The following is a 21,451-nucleotide window of genomic DNA, read 5'->3' on the forward strand; positions in this document are numbered from 1 at the left end:
ATGAATATGCTAAAAAAGCATCTACAAAATCGGATAAATTTAAAGCAAGCAAAATACGACATGCAAAGTAGCTGGTCTATTGGACATAATAAAACTATTTTCCTTGGTACAAAATCTGTATTGATGGGGATTTTGAATGTAACGCCGGATTCATTTTCGGATGGTGGCGAACACAATTCGTTTGAAGATGCTATTCGTCACGCTGATAAAATGTTGCATGACGGAGCCATGATTATAGATGTCGGGGGGGAATCCACCCGACCGGGATTTGGCGAGATAGGCTGCGATGATGAACAGAGACGTGTTTTACCTGTTGTAGAGAGTTTGAGCGGGCAGGGTAAAGGGCTGTTGTCAATCGATACCTATCACGCCGAAACGGCGCGTCTTGCCTTGAAAGCGGGAGCACATATAATCAACGATATATGGGGGTTGCAGAAAGATCCGGAGATGGCAGAAATAATTGCCGAAGAGCAGGCCGGTATCATCATCATGCACAATTCGCGCGAACGCGTTCCGCTTCCAGATATGATCGAAGACCAGAAATTCTTTTTCGATAAATCATTGGAAATAGCCACGAAGGCCGGAATTCCCGACAATTCGATCGTGCTTGATCCGGGATTTGGCTTCGGTAAGAATTATCACGATAATCTCGCTTTACTTCAGCGCGCAGACGAACTCCGGATGTTCGGTTTTCCGTTATTGGCGGCTACTTCCCGAAAAAGGTTTCTCGGAACAATAACAGGCTACGACAATCCGAAAATGCGCGACATTGCAACCGCTGCAACTTCGGTTCTGTTAAGGCAGGCCGGTTTTTCACTTTTTCGGGTGCATAATGTGACAGCCAACAAGGATGCATTGGCAATTGTTGATGCATTATTGAATATTGAAGAGAGTGATTAACGCTGATGAACAAGCCGAATGTGGAAGAGCTTCGAGAAAACGGTTGGAAGAGGGCGTGGCTCGGACTTGGCGGTAATATCGGAGATGTTATCAAAACACTTGGCAATGCCCTGGAAGATATGGCGCATGCACCGGCTATCCGGTTGAAAGCGGTTTCTTCCTATTACCGCACACCTCCTTGGGGAAAAACCGACCAGAATCAATTCGTCAATGTCTGTTGCGAGATCGAGACCGGCCTCTCTCCGGAAGAGCTTTTGCAGTTTTGTCTGAATCTTGAAAAAAAATATGGACGGCTAAGAGAAGTCAAATGGGGTCCGAGAACGCTCGATATTGACGTGCTCGCATATGAAAATATCGACCATTATCACTCTGAAACTCTGGATATTCCCCATCCGTTGATGACGAAAAGGGCATTTGTGTTGGAGCCGTTAAATGAAATAGCTCCGGATCTCGTTATTAACGGGCGCGAAGTCAAAGCGTGGAAAAACGAATGTCGGAATGAAGGTATTGTGGTACTTCCGACACACTTCACAATCAGATGACAATGGTTTTTCATTATAGTGGTGACGCGGGCAGAAAAAATCGTTAAAGGGCATTATAATTCGATAACTTTGCGAGCGTTGTCGATTGGTCAAGCTGAAGTGTTCGCAAGCTGAGGTGTTCGTATGTCAAGCGTTTTCCCGAAATCATTTCTTATTGTTGCCGGTTTAGCAATTGCTGTATCGGGATGTACTACAACCTCGACGACAAAATCGACGGCTTCAACAAATGCTTTGGTTACCCCTATAGCAAGCAATCCGGCGCCGAAATTTCCGTCATTCACCTCGTCGGCACGGAGCGTTGCACCCGATCTTGCACAAGCGTGTATCAACAGCGCGGCAAATAAATACTTTTTACCGACACGGGTTATCAAAGCGGTTGATTCTCGCAAACCCGGCGATGGATCGACACAAGTGATCTTGAAAGTCGATTTACGTGACGCGGTCTGCACTGTCAGTGCAGGAGGTGTCGTGAAATCGGTTATAGATACATCTCCGAAAAGTGCTGACCAGATAGCAGCAGAAGCACAAGCAGCATCAGCCAAGACAGTTTCACCTGGTCGTACCGAAAACACGGTCGTTAAAACCACGCGGAAAGCCACTTCTGCAACCAACGTGTCGTCCGGTAATAAAAAGCGGTCGCAAGCAACAGCTTCTTCCGGACAATCGCTCTACTAAAATTAAGCCTGTTTATTCCTTCGGGATGGGATATGATCGAGGAGTATAACTCCACGTCTTACCGGATTGTGTAAATTTTCGTGTCTGACTTGAACCGATAATGACAACAGAACGGCTTGTTATATCCTGAACGTTTACATTGGCGAGCGTCGTAATCAACGTTTGCTCGCCACTTCGGCCAATATCGGTGCCAATCATGATTAATCTTTCCGCCCCGCAATGTGCTTTAAGCATGTCGATGACATCCATTATTTTTGTAGGGCGCGCCCGCGAGACAGGATTATAAAGAGCAAGAACCAGATCGGCTTCTATTGCAGAAATAATCCGTTTTTCTATAATCTTCCATGGCTTGAGATTATCCGACAGCGAAATCACCGCAAAATCATGTCCAAGTGGTGCTCCAAAACGTGCTGCAGCGGATTGTGCGGCAGTAATGCCCGGTTCTACTCTCACGTCGACATTATTCCAGAGCGGTGAATAATGTTGATCCAATGTTTCAAAAACGGCAGCAGCCATTGCAAATATTCCGGGGTCTCCCGATGAGATCATCGCAATTTTTTTGCCTGTTGCTGCAAGATCAAGTGCGGCTTTTGCCCGTGCCAATTCCTCGCGGTTGTCGCTTGCGTGGACAATCTGGTTTGTCAGAAACGGAGCGGCCAATTTTAAATAATATTCATAGCCGAACACGTCTGTCGCTTCTTTCAACGCATTCTGTGCAGAAAGAGTTATGCCTTCGGAGCTTCCCGATCCAAGGCCGATGATTGTAAGCAGTCCACGCTCTTGCGCTGGTAAAGAGACATGTTCTTCCCGTTTCCGGTAAACCAATTTTGTCGGGAAGCCATTCTGTTCTTTATTCACGTCATCAATGACGATTTTTAATGGCGCATCATTGACCAGAGGCAGCGAACCGGTATGAAACCATTGATGGTCCCCGACCAACGCGACTTTTTGTCCGTTTAAAAGCGATGAAATGAAACTTGCAGCATCTTCTTTATTGACAAGTTCGAGATCGGCAGGAGGCAAAAGCAGATTTAACCCGAAACGCAAATATCCACTTGTGGTAATTGCCGCGTGTCCGTGAAGAATATCAGCCAATTCACCGGCGAGTTCGTTGGCTCCGGCGTTCCCTCCCAAAAGCGGTACAATGGACGAACCATCCTCGGCAATACACAAAACCGGTGGTTCATCGAATTTGTCCTTCAATAGCGGGGCGAGAATGCGAATAACGATTCCGCAGGCGCAGAATGCGACAACCGGCCGACCGGACTTGAACGCGTGCCTGATTTCATCGGAGATATTTTCTGTAAGCACAAATCCGCTATGTTTAACGCGACTTGTCCGATAAATTGTGGCGTTCCTGAAATCTTCGCCTATCGCCATTGCGTGTTGAGAAGAGAAGTCAGAAAAAACAAATATCGCAATATGTTGGGAAGAATCGTTAAACAATAATATCAACCTTTTTTCTGATGCGATTGCCCCGGTATCAAGATAAGCGAAAAATATGGCGCCTGTTCACTGGCGACTTCATTAAGCGGAATGATCTTTTGGTTTTCCATCGTAGCCCGTTCAATGTATAGAGCACGTTCGATCAATCCCGTTTCTGCGAGCGCTTGTCGAATTTTTTCGACATTGCGACCGACTTTCAGAATGGCAAAAGCATCGCCGTTTTTGAGGCGCTCAATAAGCTGTTGTTTTTCGAGAACACCCGACAAGACGGTGAAACTTTGATTGCGGTAGCATAATGGTACCTGAAGAACCGATGCTGCACCGAAAACAGACGAAATACCCGCAATGATTTCTGTTTTATAGCTTTTCCCAAGCCGGTCATAAATATACATGAAAGAGCTATAAAAAAGTGGGTCGCCTTCGGCTAAAACAACAACGAATTTTCCATTTTTTAAATAGGTTTCAATAAGTTGTTCTGATTTCTTATAAAAATCGTTCAGCTTTTCCTTATAGTCGTCAGAACTGCTATCCGATTGTACGGTTACCGGATAAGTCAGGGGTTGAAGGATTGCCGAGGGAGAAATCCAGCGACTTGCTATTTTGAGTGCGTTGCTATTATGCGAATCTGTTTCGTGATAGATGATGACATCGGCCGACTGTATGGCCTTCACACCTTTGACAGTGATAAGTTCAGGATCGCCGGGACCAACGCCGACACCGACAAGCTTTGCTTTTTGATCGCTCATTCGCGTTCACTCGCCAAAGCATTGATTGCAGCCGCAGCCATAGCACTACCGCCGCGCCTTCCATGGACAACAATATAGGGAATAGAAAATTTGTTCGTCGACAGAGCTATTTTCGATTCTTTTGCACCTACAAACCCTACTGGACAACCAATAATTAACTTCGGTTTATCAAAGCCTTGTTCAATCAAGTTAAGAAGATGGAAGAGCGCGGTCGGTGCGTTTCCTATAACCACCACAGCATTTGACAGATAAGGTTTCCAAAGCTCGACCGCAGCGGCCGAGCGCGTATTGTGAATTTCTTTCGCGTGAGCAGGCACAGTCTCGTCGTCAAGTGTGCAGATCACGCGATTATTCGCCGGCAAGCGTTTTCTTGTAACGCCTTCGGCAACCATTTTAGCATCGCATAATATTGCAGCACCACCATCAAGTGCTGTTCTGCCGACAATGCCGGCATGGTCTGAAAATGCTATATCCTTGACAATATCAATCATGCCGCAGGCATGGATGACGCGGACAACCACTTTTTCAAGATCGGCCGGTACAGTGCTAAGATCCGCTTCCGAACGGATCGTTGCAAAAGAACGATTATATATTTCCTGACCGTCTTTGATGTAATCAAGCATTCACCTGCGCCTTTTTATTTTGTGTTTCGTTTTTCGATTGTTCTATATAGCGCACAATATCGGATATGCCCGCATTCTCGAATAAAAGTTTTCCGAATTTGGTTTTCTGCCCCGAATCTGCCTGATAGAGATTGTAAACGCCATCTTTGACAGCCAGTAAAGTAAAGGGAAAAGCGACCGTTGCTACGCATGATTTCGGGCACGCGGTTAAATGTATAGAAGCGTTTTGCGAAGATGAGAGATGATCGACAAGGTATTTTCCGTCGCGCTGAACGTCTGACAGTGCGGAACGGCAAAATGGCGCACCGGCGCAACAATAAACATAGAGTGCCGGACTGTTTTCATCTGTCGCAAGGCCTATTCGCGAAAGTTCATTTTTTACAGATTCGGCTTCCGTCTTGGAACAATCGGATATGATTATTCCCTGATGGTGGGTAAGGCGCACCGGCGTGGCGATATTCCGTTTTTCGCCAAGTTCAGCAATTTCGCGCAATGCGCCAGATGTCAGGCGGCCAAGTTCCGGCCGCGCTCCGACGTAAAAAAGTCCTTCCTGCTTTTGGGGGAAAATTCCGGCGAGTGTTGATTTGGCGTTGTTTCTGTTGCTTGAAAACACAGGTTTGGAAATTTCACCGCCGAAGCGATTGGATAGATCGGTTAAAAACGCCTTGAATGTGGAACCGGAACAGAGATGTTTCATCCGGCTGATTGACGGATTTGTTCTGGACACGGCAATGAATGCTTCGAGTGCAGAGCGGATAAATTCCAAAGCGTGACAAGCGCTGATATTTCCGACGGCATTGGAATTCTGTTTTTGATTATCAAGAGCGGATGAAGCAAAACCGAAATTATAAGTTTTACCATCGGGTAGGGCAGAGAGCCATATATCGGCAATGTGGTCGAGAACGCGAGTGGTTTCTCCGCCATTAATCAGAAAAGAAAATTTGGGAGACAGAACCGCAAACTCTTTTTCAAGTTGCAACATTTCCAGAAGTTCTTTTCCCAATTTTGTTGTGTCGCATGACATATCCACATCTATGCCGGCAGTTGGTGCAACCATGACATTGCGAATATCATCTCCTTCCGGCGTTAAGGGACCAAGGCCGAGCTTAAGCAGTTTGTCGATCAGCTTTTGTTCATTATTTTTTTCAACAGCCCGAATTTGAAGATTTGCTCTCGTCGTAAGCTCGATAAAACCGGTTGAAAACGCATCTACAGCATCAGCCAAACCATTCAATTGGTCGCTTGTCACACAACCGAGTGGAAGCTTTATCCGGCAAATGCCGCCGTCATTGGCAGCGGGCATGCGAAACAATCCCGGACAGGCATATCTCCTGTCTTGAACGGCTTTAATCTTGTTTTCAATCTCGGTGGCGGGGGAATTCATCATTTTGCTTGCTCTTCAACCGTGCGGAATCTAATAAAACTAAATAGGAACAAATAGCTGACCGATCAACGTGAATGAACAAAAAACCTTGGCTTAAAATTATAGGTATCGGTGATGATGGTTGGGATGGTCTCACTCACCGCCAACAAGAAATCATCATTGGCGCTACGCATATTTTCGGTGGCAAGCGACATCTCGATTTTTTACCGGACAATCTGCAAGCGGAGTTGAAAGTCTGGCCGACTCCTTTTTTGAAAGGGATAGACGAGATACTTTCGCTCAAAGGGAAAAATATTGTTGTATTGGCTAGCGGAGACCCCATGTTTTTCGGGGTAGGTGCTACTCTTTTACGTTATCTACCCGTTGACGAGGTTCTGGTTTTGCCTCATCCGTCATCATTTTCTTTGGCTGCTGCGCATCTTGGCTGGGCATTACAGGATGTCATTTGCCTTTCGGTTAACGGTCGTCCCATCCGCTCGATTGTACCACATTTACAGCCTCACAGCCGGTTTATCATCCTTTCCGAAAATGGCGAAAGTCCTTCAGCACTTGCGAAAATATTAACTGAACAAGGTTTTGGTGCGAGCACCATGGTGGTTATGGAACATCTCGCGGGAACGAAACAGCGTATCCGTTCGCAAAACGCCGATACGTTCAGTCTCGAAGACTGCGAAAATCTCAACCTTGTGGCGGTTGATTGCAAAGCGGATAATGCCGATGCAGGATATTCGTGCTGTTCCGGCTTGGCAGATAGTGCGTTTTTTAATGACGGGCAATTAACGAAACAGGACATTCGTGCGGTCACCATGGCACATCTTGCGCCAAGGTGGGGGGAAGTTCTCTGGGATGTCGGGGCGGGAAGCGGCTCTATTTCAATCGAATGGCTGCGTGGAACAAAAGGTTCCCGTGCCTATGCAATCGAAAGAAATGCCAGACGGCAGGATATTATTTTAAAAAACGCCGATCACTTTGGTGTTATCGGGCTTCATTTGATAAAAGGCGAAGCGCCGTTTTGTTTTGATGGACTTGAACCCCCTGATGCCATTTTTATCGGTGGCGGTTTTACCCATCCCGATCTGTTCAGTCGATGCTGGCAGAGTTTGAAAAAGGGCGGTCGGATGGTGGTCAATGCTGTCACCCTTGAAACCGCTGCAATTCTTGCCGCCGAGGCGCCGAAATTGAATGCGCGACTTATTCATTTGGCACTTTCGGAAGCGGCTCCTTTAGGTCATTTCCATGTCTGGCGCAACGCTCTTCCTATTACCATGATGATAGCCCGGAAACCGTGAACAGCTTGATACGGTGTTCTACTTAAAGCTGTGGGAGCGGTTGTAGTTTCACATTGACAATCGATGGTTTTTTGTTCGATATGAACAGAACAGAATTTTTGCGGTTCGAAATATAGGTATAAGAACAATGACGGAACGATCGCAGCACCTGCAGGATCTATTTTTGAATGCAGTGCGTAAACAGAAGATTTCTCTCACAATCTTTTTGGTTAATGGGGTCAAGCTTACAGGCATAGTAACATCATTCGACAATTTTTGTGTGTTGCTTCGACGTGACGGACATTCGCAGCTGGTTTATAAACATGCCATATCCACGATTATGCCCAGCCAGCCGGTGCAAATGTTTGATGACGAAGAAGACATCGAATAAGCGACATTTATTCCGGTCGGGAAGGTGTTTTGTTTGAAAAAGAGTATAGGCTTGAAAAGATGGGGCATTGCCGTTTTCCGGCCTGTCAATCGGTTGACGCGTCATGACGGATGATGACAAGGCTCATAAGCTTATTTCGAGACAAACTGTAGCAACGCGTGCAATTGTCATTGTTCCCGTGATTTATGAACGGGAAAATGCCCAAAAAACCTATGAAGCTTCAACACGTTCGCGCATTGACGAAGCCGTAGGGCTTGCCGAAGCTATCCGGTTACAAGTGGTTGAAAAACTTTCTGTAAATATTGATAAACCGCGTCCGGCAACTCTTTTGGGACAAGGAAAAGTCGCCGAAATCGGAAAAATCATTGCGGAAAAAGATGTTGAATTAACCATTATTGACTCCTCCCTGACGCCGATCCAGCAACGTAACCTCGAAAAAGAGTGGAGTTGCAAAGTCATCGACCGCACCGCACTCATTCTTGAGATATTCGGTGACAGGGCAAGAACCAAAGAAGGCGTTCTTCAGGTGGAACTTGCCCACCTCAATTACCAGAAAGGCCGATTGGTCAGAAGCTGGACGCACCTTGAAAGGCAACGCGGTGGTAGCGGCTTTCTGGGCGGACCGGGCGAAACGCAAATTGAATCGGATAGGCGTATCCTGCAGAGTAAAATTGTACGCATCAAGCGCGAGCTTGATACGGTTGTCAGAACGCGCGCCCTTCATCGTGCGAAAAGAAAAAAAGTGCCTTATCCTGTTGTCGCTCTTGTCGGTTATACAAATGCCGGCAAATCGACACTGTTCAATCGTTTGACGGGGGCCGATGTGCTCGCAAAAGACATGTTATTTGCGACACTCGATCCGACATTGCGCAAAATTATTCTGCCACATGAACAGACAGTGATGTTGTCCGATACGGTCGGATTCATCTCCGACTTGCCGACCCATCTGGTTGCAGCATTCAGAGCAACGTTGGAAGAAGTCGTTGAAGCCGATCTTATTCTTCATGTAAGGGATATGTCGGACGTTGATAACCACGCCCATGCTCAGGATGTGTTGAACATTCTTTCAAGCCTCGGCGTCAATATCGACAATCCTGACCATATCATAGAAGTCTGGAATAAAGTCGATTTACTGGATGACGTTTCGCGGGCAGCACTTGAGGATTCAGCACGCGCTTCTCTTAATCCGGTTGTAACGGTCTCTGCTTTGACCGGAGCAGGCATTGACAAACTTCTCGGCATGATTGAAAAACAGATTTCGGGTGAAATGGTCAAACGCCGGATCGTCCTCAAACCGGCCGAATATGGTTTGCTCGATTGGCTTTACAATAATGGTGAAGTCCTTGAAAAAAAGCCGGAAGACGATGGATCGCTTATTGTTACGGCAAATTTAACTGTTCAGGCGAATGATCGGCTGAATAATATGATAAAAACAAAACCTTCAGTTTAATAATATTTACCTGTGAAGGGGAACGCAAATGGCTTTCTATCGGCTTGAAGGCATTGATCCTGTAATTGAAGACACGGGCGCAACCTGGGTTGCGAAAAGTGCCGAAGTTATTGGAAAAGTCACTTTAAAACCGCGCTCAAGTGTCTGGTTTGGCAGTGTTTTAAGGGGTGACAACGACGTGATAATAATCGGCGAGGGAACCAATATACAGGATTTGTCGGTTATTCATACGGACGCGGGAATTCCTGTTTCAATCGGCAAGAATTGTACGATCGGCCATAAAGCCCTTCTTCATGGTTGCACCATCGGTGACGGAAGTCTGATCGGGATGGGGGCAATCATCATGAACCGCGCCATTATTTGGGAAGAGTCAATTGTTGGCGCCGGTGCACTCGTTACCGAAGGAAAACAGTTTCCACCTCGATCACTTATTCTCGGCAATCCGGCACGTGTTGTGAGAAACCTGACGGATAAGGAAATCGAGGGTATAAAAGCATCCGCCTCCCATTATTATGACAATGCGCAAAGGTTCAAAAATAATCTTGTTCCTTTGTCTTTGCCTGAACAACTATAGAAGCCGGATAGGGATGGCGCTATTTTCCCGATTTTGTGCCTTCGTTTTTCAAGAAGAATAACGACAATGAAGTTTTTGCCCGACAAATTTTTAAGCGCACTTATTCTGGCCATTATTATTGCCAGCATCGCACCTGTTTCAGGCAAAGCCGCAGAGTGGTTTTCGTTGCTGACGCAATTTTTTGTGGGCTTGTTATTCTTCTTGCATGGCGCGAAATTGCCATGGCACGCAGTTCTCGCAGGTATTGTTCATTGGCGGCTTCATCTGACGGTCTTCCTTGCAACCTTTGTTCTTTTTCCCGTTCTGGGTATTGTTGCAGGGGCAATTGTTCCGGGACTGAAAGAATCGGCTTTCTATGCCGGTATCCTCTATTTATGTGTGTTACCTTCAACGGTGCAATCATCAATCGCTTTTACATCTATTGCGGGTGGCAACATCCCCGCCGCAATTGTTTCTGCTTCGGCATCCAATATCTTCGGCATGTTTTTGACACCACTTCTCGTCGGTTTGTTGTTTTCTGCGGGCGGTGGTAAAGCTGCAATATCGGCAACTGCTTTTGAAAGTATTATGGTACAGTTGCTTATTCCATTTGTACTTGGGCAAATTTGCCAAAAGTGGATAGGCAATTTTATTATCCGGCACAAATCTTTGACTTCGCTTGTCGATAGAGGGTCGATCATTCTGGTTGTCTATCTTGCATTTAGCGAGGCTACAACAAGCGGATTGTGGCATACGACAAGTTGGCATGACCTTATCGTGATGGTGGTTATCGACGTGGTTTTGCTTGCTATCGTGCTTGCGATAACCTGGTATGGCTCCAAACTTTTAGGCTTTAACGAGAAAGACTGTATTACAATTACGTTTTGTGGGTCGAAAAAAAGTTTGGCAAGTGGCGCACCTATGGCGAACGCTATTTTTGCGGGGTCGGGCGGAGCAATCGGAGCTATTGTGTTACCGCTTATGTTGTTCCATCAGATACAGTTGATGGTTTGTACCATTATTGCCCGTCATTTATCGGAAAGAAGAAAAGAAATTGGACAAGACGAATAAATCCAGATTGGAACATTTTTATAATTTGGGATTATCGCTTGAAAAACAGGGTGATTTCGATAAAGCGGCCGAAGCTTACAAAAAGGCACTCGAAGCGGATCCGGAAGATCATGGCGGGATAAAAGTAAGGCTTGCTTCTATCAACCGCGGCGAGACACCGAAAACAGCCCCCAAGGCTTATGTTGCAACTCTGTTCGATCAGAATGCCGATATGTTCGATTATATTCTTGTCGACCAATTGGGTTACGATGTTCCGCTGCAATTGCGCGAACAATTGATAAAAAACTTTCCCGACGTGAAATATGAGAAAATGCTTGATCTCGGTTGTGGAACAGGACTTTCTGCCGATGCGCTTGATGATCTGGCAAATGAAAAAACCGGTGTTGATCTTTCGGAAAACATGATTGAAATAGCCCACGAAAAGGGTGATTACCAACATTTGTTTGTGGGAGATGTAGTGGAATTTGTGAGCCGTTCGTCCGGTCAATGGGATTTGATTGTAGCTACCGATGTCCTTCCTTATATGGGGGACATTGATATTTTCTTTGACAAAGTTGCTTGCCGACTCTCCAAAAACGGCGTTTTCGGATTTTCAACTGAAACTCTTGCCCAAAACGAGTTTAATGGTCTCGACTATAAAGTCGGTTCCCATCAACGCTTTGCGCATGATGAAGCCTATATCAGCAGGGAACTGAAAAAATACGGCATGAATTGTGTGAGTATCAATAACATCATTGTGCGTGCCGAGCAGGGCGAACCTGTAAACGGGCATTTGTTTATTGCTCGCAAGCAATCCTGAGTTTTATTGAAAAAGCGGTTTTCCAAGCTATAAAAATTCGTTTTATGATTATTGTTTAATGGGCAAAAATCCGGATTTCCGATTTCTTCACTATCGGGAATGTCGAGGCCTTGTACAGGGTTAAGACGAAGAGGGCTTGAAACTTCCGATCGTCTCTCGGCGGTAATGTTGCCCAAAGCAGTCATTTGAAATCAATTGGAATTGAAAAAATATAAACCCGTGTGGAGTAGACGGTTCAAGATCCGGATAAATTTTTTAAAATCTGCCGACGTCAACCAATTCCGTCATTTCAAGGCCAAAACGACACTTGAAAGCAGACTTGTGTTTCCGGTTCAACTTGCCGTCAAACTTCAACAATTTTTACTTTTCACTGAAACTGTCTGATCGGCTCAATTTTATGAGCTTTCAAGTTCAGCTTCATAAACTTCCTGTTTTGCTTAAAAAATTGAAATTTTTGGATTGACGAGCTGTTTTCTCCATAATAATGTTTCACCCATGAAACAGATTATTCTAGTAGTGCGAACGCGTATGGGGCAAATGGTGTAACCATTCGGCTTATAGCCACTCATACGCGAAACAGGCTCCCTTGGGGGCCTTTTTTATTACCTCAATGAATTCAGTTGGCGAGTAGGAAAAATGACAGAAGAACCAAAACCAAAAGACAGTTTCGATGGAAAAACAATGTCTGGTGCGGAAATGGTCGTGCAGGCACTTATCGACCAAGGGGTGGAGCGTGTTTTTGGTTATCCGGGGGGAGCGGTGCTCCCGATTTTTGACGAGATTTATCAACAGAATTCATTCGAGCATATACTCGTTCGTCATGAACAAGCTGCCGGACATGCAGCGGAAGGTTATGCCCGCAGCACCGGTAAAGTCGGTGTTATGTTGGTCACGTCAGGGCCGGGTGCTACGAATACGGTGACAGCACTTCAGGACGCGTTGATGGATTCGATACCGCTTGTATGTTTTTCAGGTCAGGTTCCGACAACCTTGATCGGTACAGACGGTTTTCAGGAAGCCGATACTGTCGGAATTACCCGCCCGTGTACAAAACATAATTGGCTGGTCAAGGATGTAAATGATCTGTCTCGCATTATTCACGAGGCATTCTATATAGCGCAGACGGGGCGTCCGGGTCCTGTTCTCATTGATATTCCGAAGGATGTTCAATTTGCCTCCGGAGTTTATACCGCACCCCGATCTATGCCGCGTCAAAGTTATCGACCGCAATTGGATGGCAACAGCAAAGCAATCGAATATGCAGTCAGAATGCTTGCGGAAGCCAAAAAACCGGTTATTTATACGGGCGGCGGGGTAATATCTTCCGGAAGCGACGCCGTGCGCCTGTTGCGCGAGCTTGTTGCGCTCGGAGATTTTCCGATCACTTCGACGCTTATGGGGCTTGGAGCCTATCCGGCATCAGGGAAAAACTGGTTGGGTATGCTCGGAATGCATGGCACTTATGAGGCCAATATGACAATGCATGAGTGCGACGTTATGTTGGCAATCGGTGCGCGCTTTGATGATCGTATTACAGGGCGGCTTGACGCTTTTGCGCCCAATGCGCGTAAAATCCATGTTGATATAGACCCCTCTTCAATCAACAAGATTGTCAAAGTCGAAGTGCCGATTGTTGGTGACGTTGCCCATGTTCTGGAAAATATGACACGGAATTTGCGTGCTCTGAAGCCGGTTCCTGATAAAGAAACAAGAAAAGCCTGGTGGGATCAGATCAATCATTGGAGAGCACGCAACTCGCTTGCCTATAAACACAGATCCGATGTCATTATGCCGCAATATGCAATAAAGCGGCTATACGAGCTGACGAAAGAAAAGAACGCCTATATCACGACCGAAGTCGGTCAACACCAGATGTGGACAGCGCAATATTATGGTTTCGAGGAGCCGCGCCACTTCATGACATCCGGCGGATTGGGCACAATGGGCTATGGTTTCCCCGCGTCGATTGGCGTTCAGATTGCCCATCCTGATGCACTTGTTATATGTGTGGCCGGTGATGCATCCATTCAAATGAATATTCAGGAATTGGCAACGGCTATGCAACACAAGACGCCGGTCAAGGTGTTTATTTTGAACAACCATTACATGGGAATGGTTCGTCAGTGGCAACAATTGCTTCATGGAAACAGGCTCTCCAATTCCTATACAGATGCTATGCCCGATTTTGTAAAACTTGCCGAGGCTTATGGAGCTGTCGGCATCAGATGTTCCAAACCTGAGGAACTCGATGATAAAATCGTTGAAATGCTTGAATGTGACAAACCGGTTTTGTTTGATTGCATTGTTGCTAAACTGGAAAATTGTTTCCCGATGATACCTTCCGGTCGTGCTCATAACGATATGCTGCTTCCCGATGAAGCAAATGATGAAGCAGTCCGGAACGCCATAGATGCAAAAGGTCGCTCGCTCGTATAAGGAATAGGATGATGAATGCACAGAATTTAAGTTTTGGCTCAGCTTATTTTATCGAGCCGGATAATGACCCGATGGAAACCCATATGCTTGCGGTTCTGGTTGACAACGAACCGGGTGTGCTTGCCCGTGTTATCGGATTGTTTTCAGGGCGCGGTTATAATATTGAAAGTTTGACGGTTTCCGAAACAGAACATGAGCAGCGGTTATCCCGCATTACCGTTGTAACAAGGGCAACCCCTCAGGTGCTCGATCAAATTCGCCACCAATTGGAACGCATTGTTCCTGTTCACAGAGTGGTCGACCTCACACTTCGCGCTCGCGAGCAGGGTCAGGATGCTCCGATTGAACGGGAACTCGCACTTATCAAAGTCGCTGGTGAAGGCGCTGATCGGGTTGAAGCCTTACGTTTGGCAGACGCTTTCCATGCCAAAGTAATTGACGCCACAGTTGAACATTTCATTTTTGAAATTACCGGACGCACTGCGAAAGTCGATCAATTCATTGCAATTATGGGGCCATTGGGACTGGTTGAAATTTGCCGGACAGGTGTTTCCGCCATGAATAGAGGGCCGGACGGTATGTAATGAGGCTCGATAGAAGGCCACCGGTAAAATGCCGGTGGCTTTTTATTAAACCGGATTTTTATTCAGCAGATTGTATTGCCTGATAATATTCTTTTTTTAGACAATCAACGAGTTCGCCTGCATCCATCGGGCGTGAAAACGGGGCTCCTTGTCCGGCCCAATAAGCGCCAAATTGAAAGTTCTGTTTATCTGCCGCAAGTTTTGCAAGTTGCTTTGCTGCATCATAGGCAAAAGGATAGGGGGGAACCTCCTTATTCGGAACGTTTCGGGTAAATTCAACAAAAGCATTATCAAGTGCACGCGCCGGTCTTCCGGAAAATGCGCGGGTCATCACCGTATGATAGGCCGAGTTGCTTGTGAGAGTTTGTCTATAGCCGCTATCGGCTTGCGATTGCGGACAGCCGATGAAGGCCGTACCCATTTGTACAGCACTGGCACCGAGTTTTATAAAGGCTGCGATGTCACGCCCGTCCATGATGCCTCCGGCGGCAATGACCGGAATAGAAACATTTTTACGAATGATCTTTAAAAGTGGTGCAAGCGAAAGGCATTGATCGACAGAGTTTTCATCAAATATTCCGCGATGGCCACCGGCCTCGTAACCTTGGGCGATAATCGCATTGAAACCGGCATGTTCGATTGCCAAAGCCTCGTCAAGGTTGGTGGCGGTTGCAAGCAAAAAGATTCCGGCACTTTTCATAGCATTGATTTTTTCCGGTTGCGGTAGACCGAAATGAAAACTCACAATTGCCGGCTTTTCTTTCATAACGAGTGTGAAAAGTTCATCATTGGAATAAAAACTTGTATAGATTTCCCGCAGGCTCGCGGGCTGTTGGCCGTTGAATTTTTGAAACAGAGGGCTCAAACGTTGTAGCCAGTTTTCTTCAACTTGTTTTGCGATCAGCGCAGGCTTATGGCAGAAAAAATTGACATTGAAAGGCTGCGTTGTCGCTTTTTTCAAGCTTTCGATTGCTTTATATGCGATTTCAGCAGATGATGCCCCCAAACCGAGTGAACCGATTGCGCCGCTATTACAGATTTTCGCTGCCAATTCGGGCGTTGAAACGCCGGCCATCGGAGCTTGAATAAGCGGAATATCTATTTTGAAACGATCGCAAAAACCGGTATGCGGCATGTGTACCTCCCGTAAAAACACGAATATTCTATGGTAACAGGACTATAATTAACTTGCCCTTGATCGTCGAATCCTGTTTGGTTAAATCATGCAATTCTCACCGGAACAGGATAAAGCGCTTACAAAAGTATCGGCTTGGCTCAAGAATGGTCAGTCGCAGCTTTTTCGTTTGTTCGGATATGCGGGAACAGGCAAAACAACGCTCGCCCGCTATTTTGCCGAAAGTGTTGATGGTACGGTTCAATTTGCTGCCTTTACAGGTAAAGCGGCGCAAGTTTTGCGCTCGAAGGGTGCTACGAATGCGCGAACCATCCATTCTTTGATATATCGTCCACGCGGTGAAGAAGAAGTGGCAGACGAAACCACCGGAAAAACTTCGATGGCTCCGATGTTTTCGCTCAATCGGCAGAGTCCCATTGCTCAAGCCAAGCTCGTTGTCATTGACGAATGTTCGATGGTCGATGAACAATTGGGGCGTGATCTGATGAGCTTTGGAACGCCTATCCTCGTATTGGGTGACCCCGGTCAATTGCCACCAATATCAGGTGGCGGTTTTTTTACCGAGCACGAGCCGGATTTTCTTTTGACGGAAATACACCGTCAGGCACGGGATAATCCGATTATCCGTCTGGCTATGGATGTTCGGGAAGGCCGCAATATTGATTATGGTGATTACGGTAGTGCCAAGGTAATTACCCGAAAGCAAGTGGATCAGCAATTGGTTCTTGAAGCCGATCAGGTGCTGGTTGGCATTAACCGGACGAGACGGCTTTATAATAAACGGTTGCGGGAGCTTAAAGGTTTTTCGGCCGATTACCCGCAAGCAGGTGATAAACTTGTTTGCTTGCGCAATGATCCCGCAAAGGGGCTGTTGAATGGCTCGTTATGGAAAGTCATGACAGCCTCGAAGGAAACAATCAAACCCGGTATCAGTTTGCTTATTACACCGGAAGATGACGATCGCGGTGTTGCAAAAATAAAATTATTAAAAGCAGTTTTTGACGATCCTGAAAGCGAGATTTCCTGGCAAATGAAGCGCCGTTATGACGATTTCGATTACGGCTATGCGTTGACCGTCCATAAAGCCCAAGGCTCGCAATGGGATAATGTTGTATTGTTTGATGAAAGTTTTGCATTTCGCGATACGCGCGAACGCTGGCTTTATACAGCAATTACACGTGCCGCAGAACGGTTGACAATTGTAAGATAATCATTTCATCTGATACCGATATGTGATTGCTATTAAAATGTAATAGCAAGAAAATATAGGCATGAGGAGAATTTATTATGCGGGTGAAAGATAAAGTAGCGATCGTTACCGGTGGCGCAAAAGGTTTGGGCGAGGCGACGTCACGTCTTCTGGCTAAAGAAGGTGCAAAAGTCGTTTTGACCGATCTTGATGAAGTCCAAGGCAAGAAAGTCGAAGCAGAAATTAACAAAGCCGGCGGCATTGCAAAATATATGAAACACGACGTTGCCAATGAACAGCAATGGAAAAAAGTCGTCGATGAAACCGTCAATCTATTCGGGAAACTGGATATTCTGGTCAATAATGCGGGTGTCGGACACTCGGCTTCTGCAGAAGACGAAACGTTGGAAAAATGGCGCTTTCTGCAATCGATCAACCTTGATGCCGTATTTCTGGGTACAAGAGAAGCGATCCGCGTCATGAAAAACCAGAAGAGCGGTTCGATCATCAACCTCTCTTCTATCGAAGGATTGGTTGGAGATCCAACGCTTGCTGCTTATAACGCAAGTAAGGGCGGGGTTCGTCTATTCACCAAGTCTGCCGCATTGCATTGCGCAAAATCGGGCTATGGAATTCGTGTGAATTCGGTTCATCCGGGCTATATCTGGACACCCATGGTTGAAGAAAGTGCCAAAGAAAGCGGCGATGTTGAGGAAAGAAAAGCAGCCTTAACAGCTCTACACCCGATTGGAAAATTAGGTGTACCGGACGATATTGCTTATGGCATTCTCTATCTTGCTTCCGATGAATCCGGTTTTGTCACCGGTTCGGAACTGGTTATTGATGGCGGTTACACCGCTCAATAAAGAGTAATAAATAAACGCATTACCCAATTCGACTATAGGCTCGGTCTATAGCCCGAATGGAGCAACCGGCTGAAGACCCGTCTTGCGCCGGTTGTAACCGGCAAATTATATCGGAATATCGGTATGTCGGTTGGCTCGGTCGTGCGGGTTTATGGAATTGACCAAGGATAACAATGCGGGCAGGCGTTGTTCGTGAATGTTATCTCGATCGCGAAAGTGATATTTGAACAAGAAATAACCCCGCCATAAAATTTGTGACGGGGTTTTAATTTTTGTTTTTCTGGAAATTTAATATTTCTGTAGCAAATTATTTGCGTTTGTCCAGCGGTACATATTCGCGGCGTGCAGCACCGGTATAGAGCTGACGCGGACGACCAATTTTCTGTGCCGGATCTTCAATCATTTCTTTCCATTGAGCAACCCAGCCGACACAACGTGCCAAAGCAAACAGAACTGTGAACATATCGGTCGGGAAGCCCAAGGCTTTCAAAGTAATACCGGAATAAAAATCGACATTCGGGTAAAGCTTTTTCTCGATGAAATATTCGTCATGGAGAGCGATATGTTCGAGTTCCATAGCAATGTCGAGAAGAGGATCGTCTTTAATGCCGAGTTCCGTCAATACTTCATGACATGTCTTTTGCATGATTTTTGCACGCGGGTCATAATTTTTATAGACGCGGTGACCAAATCCCATAAGTCTGAACGGATCGTTTTTATCTTTCGCACGTGCGATAAATTCAGGAATTCTTTCAACTGATCCGATTTCCTGAAGCATTTTCAAACATGCTTCGTTAGCCCCGCCGTGGGCAGGACCCCACAAGCAAGCAACGCCGGCAGCAATACAAGCAAACGGGTTGGCTCCCGACGAACCGGCCAAACGGACAGTCGATGTTGAAGCATTTTGCTCGTGGTCGGCATGAAGGATGAAAATACGATCCATTGCCCGCGCCAATACCGGATTGACTTTGTATTCCTCACAAGGCACGGCAAAACACATTTTCAGGAAATTTGCAGCATAACCCAAGTTGTTACTTGGATATACGAACGGTTGGCCGATTGAATATTTGTAGGCCATAGCGGCAAGTGTCGGCACTTTTGAAATAAGACGGATGGATGCGATCATCCTTTGACGCGGGTCGGCAATATCAAGTGAATCATGATAGAAAGCCGACATTGCTCCAAGGCAGGCGACCATCACAGCCATCGGGTGTGAATCACGGCGGAAGCCATGGAAGAATCGCGAGAACTGTTCGTGAACCATGGTGTGCTCGCGCACAGTCCGGTCAAAATCTTCTTTTTGTTTTTTGCTGGGGAGTTCTCCATAAAGCAGCAAATAACAAGTTTCCATGAAGTCACCTTGCTCGGCAAGCTGATCTATCGAATAGCCGCGGTAGAGCAATACACCGGCATCTCCGTCAATATAGGTAATCTTGGATTCGCAAGAAGCCGTTGATGTGAAACCGGGGTCATAAGTAAACGTTCCCGTTTGCTTATAAAGCGGTGCAATCTCGATAACGTCCGGGCCCATTGTGCCTTTGCGTACCGGAAGTTCAATGCTTTTACCGTCAACGGTTATATGTGCTTTATTGTCTATCATGTATCTTCCCTTTCAGACCCTCCACCCCAAAAAGATGAGGTGCCGCGTTCACACTACAGGTAATAATTGCGGCTCATGTCTAATGCCTGTGTTACTTTCCAGATTATCCAAAAAGCGCCGGCTTGCAATCTCTAAGTTGTGTATTTTTATGTTACCGGTGTCAATCTTGTGTGATTCAAGCACAGGAAAATGCGCGTATCAAAGATCGGCATTGCCCGCGGTCGCAAAATGTCCAAACTAATTTGATAAAAAAATGCCACAGCGCTTTAAAAGGAGCTGTGGCACAATAATAAACACCAAGATACCGGCTAATACGGTGTGGAGTCTCAGGCGATCTGGTCTCTTATCCGGCCCAGCGACTCTTCGCGTCCCAAAATAACGAGCACATCAAAAACACCGGGTGAAACCGCCCGACCTGTTAATGCTGCCCGCAAAGGCTGTGCAACTTTACCGAGCTTTAATTGTGCACCTTCCGCATATTGCCTGATGATGTGGTCAAGTTGTTCCTTGTTCCAATCGGTGCAAGCTTCAAGAGCCGGATAGACAGCTCTCAAAATCGCCTTTCCTTCCTCATTCAAAAGGTTGGTAGCCTTTTCATCAAGTTTCAAAGGCCTATCGGCAAAGATAAAAGCGGCATTATCAATCAGTTCTACAAGCGTTTTGGCGCGTTCTTTCAATTCCGGCATTGCTTTTAGAAATTCAGCCCGGTTTTTATCATCGAGCTTCGCTTGAAGTTCCTTACCGCCTTCGATTTCCGGTAGAATGGAAAGCGCGGCATCAAACAGTTCTTTGTCATCGCTCATGCGCATATATTGGCCGTTGATCGCCTCAAGTTTCTTGAAGTCGAAGCGGGCAGCACCTTTGTTGATGTCATCAATATCAAACCAAGAAATCATATCTTCAGTCGACATAATCTCGTCATCGCCATGGCTCCAGCCAAGACGTACAAGATAGTTGCGCAAGGCTATCGGCAGGTAACCCATTGCGCGATAGGCATCAACGCCGAGGGCGCCATGGCGCTTTGACAGTTTTGCACCGTCAGCTCCGTGAATGAGTGGAATATGAGCCATTACCGGAACATCCCACCCCATCGCATTAAAAAGAATTGTCTGGCGTGCAGCATTGGTCAGATGGTCATCGCCACGGATAACATGGGTTACTCCCATGTCGTGGTCATCAACCACCACAGCTAACATATAAGTAGGTGTTCCGTCCGAACGCAAAATAATAAAATCATCAAGATCCTTGTTGGGGAAATGTACATCCCCTTGTACACGATCGTGCACGATTGTTTCGCCCTGAAGGGGTGCTTTTATGCGGATAACCGGTTTTACTCCTTTCGGAGCCTCGGAAGGATCGCGATCGCGCCAGATGCCGTTATAACGCGGGGGTTTTCCTTCTGCCCGTGCTTTTTCACGCATTTCTGTCAATTCTTCCGGTGTGGCGTAGCAATAATAAGCTTGCCCTTTTTTGACGAGTTCTTCGGCAACTTCACGGTGACGGTCAACACGTGAGAATTGCGAAATAGGCTCGCCATCCCATGTCAATCCCAACCACTTCAATCCGTCAATAATTGCGTCGACCGCTGCTTTGGTGGAGCGTTCCCGATCGGTGTCTTCGATACGAAGCAGCATTTTGCCACCGGTGTGCTTGGCGTAAAGCCAGTTGAACAGGGCGGTACGCGCTCCCCCGATGTGAAGAAAACCGGTGGGTGAAGGGGCAAAACGTGTAACTACAGGCGTGGACATAAATGTCTCCAGATTTCTACGAGTATTCCATTGTCAGTATGGTGT

19 protein-coding genes and 1 pseudogene are annotated in these 21,451 nt (G+C 46.4%); 13 read left to right on the forward strand and 7 right to left on the reverse strand.

All coding sequences use genetic code 11. The features are described from left to right. The first annotated feature begins 60 nt into the window (after window positions 1–60). The 3 genes and pseudogenes from folP to H3S94_RS06660 all read left to right on the forward strand — a co-directional run. A complete protein-coding gene (folP, locus tag H3S94_RS06650) occupies window positions 61–900 on the forward strand; it encodes a dihydropteroate synthase (protein ID WP_198240609.1) in 840 nt (279 codons plus the stop codon). A 5-nt stretch (window positions 901–905) separates the two neighbouring features. Further along, entirely contained in the window at window positions 906–1,442 is a 537-nt protein-coding gene (folK, locus tag H3S94_RS06655; protein ID WP_198240610.1) for a 2-amino-4-hydroxy-6-hydroxymethyldihydropteridine diphosphokinase, read from the forward strand. A gap of 123 nt (window positions 1,443–1,565) precedes the next feature. Further along, window positions 1,566–2,024 (forward strand): annotated as a pseudogene (locus tag H3S94_RS06660) (hypothetical protein); the annotation flags it as partial. A 105-nt stretch (window positions 2,025–2,129) separates the two neighbouring features. Here the strand turns inward: H3S94_RS06660 and cobJ are convergent. The 4 genes from cobJ to cobG form a co-directional block, all read right to left on the reverse strand. Next, window positions 2,130–3,428, reverse strand: a complete 1,299-nt coding sequence (gene cobJ / locus H3S94_RS06665; RefSeq protein ID WP_369805715.1) for a precorrin-3B C(17)-methyltransferase — start codon at window positions 3,426–3,428, stop codon at window positions 2,130–2,132. 140 nt (window positions 3,429–3,568) lie between these two features. Further along, on the reverse strand, window positions 3,569–4,309 hold the full coding sequence (locus H3S94_RS06670; RefSeq protein WP_198240611.1) for a precorrin-2 C(20)-methyltransferase: 741 nt from the start codon (window positions 4,307–4,309) through the stop codon (window positions 3,569–3,571). Further along, entirely contained in the window at window positions 4,306–4,932 is a 627-nt protein-coding gene (locus tag H3S94_RS06675) for a precorrin-8X methylmutase (protein WP_198240612.1), read from the reverse strand. The genes H3S94_RS06670 and H3S94_RS06675 overlap by 4 nt, the downstream gene beginning before the upstream one ends. Beyond that, window positions 4,925–6,319, reverse strand: a complete 1,395-nt coding sequence (gene cobG, locus H3S94_RS06680; RefSeq protein WP_198240613.1) for a precorrin-3B synthase — start codon at window positions 6,317–6,319, stop codon at window positions 4,925–4,927. The genes H3S94_RS06675 and cobG overlap by 8 nt, the downstream gene beginning before the upstream one ends. 71 nt (window positions 6,320–6,390) lie before the next feature. Here cobG and cbiE point away from each other — a divergent pair, with 71 nt between their 5' ends. From cbiE to ilvN, 8 genes are all read left to right on the forward strand, one after another. Beyond that, window positions 6,391–7,605 (forward strand): precorrin-6y C5,15-methyltransferase (decarboxylating) subunit CbiE, encoded by a 1,215-nt coding sequence (gene cbiE, locus H3S94_RS06685; protein ID WP_198240614.1) that lies wholly within the window; start codon window positions 6,391–6,393, stop codon window positions 7,603–7,605. A 127-nt stretch (window positions 7,606–7,732) separates the two neighbouring features. After that, window positions 7,733–7,975 (forward strand): RNA chaperone Hfq, encoded by a 243-nt coding sequence (gene hfq, locus H3S94_RS06690; protein ID WP_077992035.1) that lies wholly within the window; start codon window positions 7,733–7,735, stop codon window positions 7,973–7,975. Window positions 7,976–8,078: 103 nt separating this feature from the next. Further along, window positions 8,079–9,425 carry a GTPase HflX gene (gene hflX, locus H3S94_RS06695; RefSeq protein WP_198240615.1) on the forward strand — a complete coding sequence of 449 codons (1,347 nt, stop codon included), beginning with the start codon at window positions 8,079–8,081 and terminating at the stop codon, window positions 9,423–9,425. Window positions 9,426–9,453: 28 nt separating this feature from the next. Further along, a complete protein-coding gene (locus H3S94_RS06700; protein WP_198240616.1) occupies window positions 9,454–9,999 on the forward strand; it encodes a gamma carbonic anhydrase family protein in 546 nt (181 codons plus the stop codon). Window positions 10,000–10,065: 66 nt separating this feature from the next. After that, window positions 10,066–11,049 (forward strand): bile acid:sodium symporter family protein, encoded by a 984-nt coding sequence (locus H3S94_RS06705; protein WP_077992040.1) that lies wholly within the window; start codon window positions 10,066–10,068, stop codon window positions 11,047–11,049. Next, the gene (locus H3S94_RS06710) at window positions 11,009–11,848 is read left to right on the forward strand and encodes a methyltransferase (protein ID WP_369805739.1); all 840 of its coding nucleotides are present in this window, start codon (window positions 11,009–11,011) and stop codon (window positions 11,846–11,848) included. The genes H3S94_RS06705 and H3S94_RS06710 overlap by 41 nt, the downstream gene beginning before the upstream one ends. 636 nt (window positions 11,849–12,484) lie before the next feature. Further along, window positions 12,485–14,284: an acetolactate synthase 3 large subunit gene (locus H3S94_RS06715; protein ID WP_198240618.1), complete on the forward strand. Its 1,800-nt coding sequence runs from the start codon at window positions 12,485–12,487 to the stop codon at window positions 14,282–14,284. 11 nt (window positions 14,285–14,295) lie between these two features. Further along, on the forward strand, window positions 14,296–14,868 hold the full coding sequence (ilvN, locus tag H3S94_RS06720) for an acetolactate synthase small subunit (protein WP_077992043.1): 573 nt from the start codon (window positions 14,296–14,298) through the stop codon (window positions 14,866–14,868). Between the two features lie 58 nt (window positions 14,869–14,926). On the opposite strand, the gene H3S94_RS06725 is transcribed toward ilvN, so the two are convergent. Beyond that, window positions 14,927–16,003: a nitronate monooxygenase family protein gene (locus H3S94_RS06725; RefSeq protein WP_198240619.1), complete on the reverse strand. Its 1,077-nt coding sequence runs from the start codon at window positions 16,001–16,003 to the stop codon at window positions 14,927–14,929. A gap of 88 nt (window positions 16,004–16,091) precedes the next feature. Between H3S94_RS06725 and H3S94_RS06730 the strand changes: the two genes are divergently transcribed. Together H3S94_RS06730 and H3S94_RS06735 are read left to right on the forward strand one after the other, a co-directional pair. Continuing rightward, window positions 16,092–17,213, forward strand: coding sequence for an ATP-dependent RecD-like DNA helicase (locus H3S94_RS06730; protein ID WP_077992046.1), 1,122 nt, complete (start codon window positions 16,092–16,094; stop codon window positions 17,211–17,213). A 77-nt stretch (window positions 17,214–17,290) separates the two neighbouring features. Continuing rightward, on the forward strand, window positions 17,291–18,058 hold the full coding sequence (locus H3S94_RS06735; protein WP_198240620.1) for a glucose 1-dehydrogenase: 768 nt from the start codon (window positions 17,291–17,293) through the stop codon (window positions 18,056–18,058). A 307-nt stretch (window positions 18,059–18,365) separates the two neighbouring features. Here H3S94_RS06735 and gltA read toward each other — a convergent pair whose 3' ends face one another. Both gltA and gltX read right to left on the reverse strand, forming a co-directional pair. Then, window positions 18,366–19,658, reverse strand: a complete 1,293-nt coding sequence (gltA, locus tag H3S94_RS06740) for a citrate synthase (RefSeq protein WP_077992050.1) — start codon at window positions 19,656–19,658, stop codon at window positions 18,366–18,368. 326 nt (window positions 19,659–19,984) lie between these two features. Beyond that, window positions 19,985–21,406: a glutamate--tRNA ligase gene (gene gltX / locus H3S94_RS06745; RefSeq protein WP_198240621.1), complete on the reverse strand. Its 1,422-nt coding sequence runs from the start codon at window positions 21,404–21,406 to the stop codon at window positions 19,985–19,987. Window positions 21,407–21,451 lie beyond the last annotated feature (45 nt).

Origin of the sequence: Bartonella sp. B10834G3 (genome assembly GCF_016102505.1) — a bacterium.
Lineage (GTDB): Bacteria > Pseudomonadota > Alphaproteobacteria > Rhizobiales > Rhizobiaceae > Bartonella > Bartonella choladocola.

What these genes read in the sequence shown, in the direction of transcription:
- folP (WP_198240609.1), top strand. Translation starts at nt 61, where the DNA reads ATGCAAAGTAGCTGGTCTATTGGACATAATAAAACTATTTTCCTTGGT.
- folK (WP_198240610.1), top strand. Translation starts at nt 906, where the DNA reads ATGAACAAGCCGAATGTGGAAGAGCTTCGAGAAAACGGTTGGAAGAGG.
- H3S94_RS06670 (WP_198240611.1), bottom strand. Translation starts at nt 4,309, where the DNA reads ATGAGCGATCAAAAAGCAAAGCTTGTCGGTGTCGGCGTTGGTCCCGGC.
- H3S94_RS06675 (WP_198240612.1), bottom strand. Translation starts at nt 4,932, where the DNA reads ATGCTTGATTACATCAAAGACGGTCAGGAAATATATAATCGTTCTTTT.
- cobG (WP_198240613.1), bottom strand. Translation starts at nt 6,319, where the DNA reads ATGATGAATTCCCCCGCCACCGAGATTGAAAACAAGATTAAAGCCGTT.
- cbiE (WP_198240614.1), top strand. Translation starts at nt 6,391, where the DNA reads ATGAACAAAAAACCTTGGCTTAAAATTATAGGTATCGGTGATGATGGT.
- hfq (WP_077992035.1), top strand. Translation starts at nt 7,733, where the DNA reads ATGACGGAACGATCGCAGCACCTGCAGGATCTATTTTTGAATGCAGTG.
- hflX (WP_198240615.1), top strand. Translation starts at nt 8,079, where the DNA reads ATGACGGATGATGACAAGGCTCATAAGCTTATTTCGAGACAAACTGTA.
- H3S94_RS06700 (WP_198240616.1), top strand. Translation starts at nt 9,454, where the DNA reads ATGGCTTTCTATCGGCTTGAAGGCATTGATCCTGTAATTGAAGACACG.
- H3S94_RS06705 (WP_077992040.1), top strand. Translation starts at nt 10,066, where the DNA reads ATGAAGTTTTTGCCCGACAAATTTTTAAGCGCACTTATTCTGGCCATT.
- H3S94_RS06715 (WP_198240618.1), top strand. Translation starts at nt 12,485, where the DNA reads ATGACAGAAGAACCAAAACCAAAAGACAGTTTCGATGGAAAAACAATG.
- ilvN (WP_077992043.1), top strand. Translation starts at nt 14,296, where the DNA reads ATGAATGCACAGAATTTAAGTTTTGGCTCAGCTTATTTTATCGAGCCG.
- H3S94_RS06725 (WP_198240619.1), bottom strand. Translation starts at nt 16,003, where the DNA reads ATGCCGCATACCGGTTTTTGCGATCGTTTCAAAATAGATATTCCGCTT.
- H3S94_RS06730 (WP_077992046.1), top strand. Translation starts at nt 16,092, where the DNA reads ATGCAATTCTCACCGGAACAGGATAAAGCGCTTACAAAAGTATCGGCT.
- H3S94_RS06735 (WP_198240620.1), top strand. Translation starts at nt 17,291, where the DNA reads ATGCGGGTGAAAGATAAAGTAGCGATCGTTACCGGTGGCGCAAAAGGT.
- gltA (WP_077992050.1), bottom strand. Translation starts at nt 19,658, where the DNA reads ATGATAGACAATAAAGCACATATAACCGTTGACGGTAAAAGCATTGAA.
- gltX (WP_198240621.1), bottom strand. Translation starts at nt 21,406, where the DNA reads ATGTCCACGCCTGTAGTTACACGTTTTGCCCCTTCACCCACCGGTTTT.